Raw genomic sequence first — 586 nt, 5'->3', positions numbered from 1 at the left:
AAGGTGGCATGCTAAATTTTAAAAAGCTATCCATAAAGTCTTTGCTCTTTTTGCCGTCTTTGTCTATCTCACCAAAGAGTAGCTTTAACATTTTTAGATTGCGCTCCATCATCTTTTTAAATGAGAGTTCGTCTTCTTCATCTGAATACTTACCGACAAACCCAGTCGTTAGATCTACATAGACAAGGTCTCTTTTATACTTAACATACTCTTGCATATATTCAGGCATACCAGATAGATCAGAGTCGCTTGCTTTGTTGAAATTTGCTCCAAATTTCATCTCACCCATAAGCTCAAATAGCTCAAATGCCCTACTAAATTCTTTACTATCTACGCTCTTATCAAAGCCTTGCTTCTTTCCAAAAACGGTGGTTTCACCTTCTTTGACGTCAAGGTTGCTATTTATAACGGCTGCTAAAAGTCCGCCTCTAGTTATAGAGCCATCTTTGTTTGTGTATCTTTCGCCGTGTGGATCGATAAAAACACCACTTCCCACACTCTCTTTGCCACCATTATTGTTGTTAAAGATATCTGTTGTTGGCTTTAGTGGCTGCATGCCATCTCCGCCATCAAAGCTTGGGTTGAA

At 39.1% G+C, this 586-nt stretch carries 1 pseudogene; it reads right to left on the bottom strand.

Features of this window, described 5'->3' with window-relative positions:
• A pseudogene (locus TH67_RS10110) lies at positions 1–586 on the bottom strand (Cj0814 family flagellar-dependent secreted protein); the annotation flags it as partial.

The organism is Campylobacter concisus (assembly GCF_001891085.1).
Lineage (GTDB): Bacteria > Campylobacterota > Campylobacteria > Campylobacterales > Campylobacteraceae > Campylobacter_A > Campylobacter_A concisus_O.
This window is presented reverse-complemented; position numbering and strand designations above follow the sequence as displayed.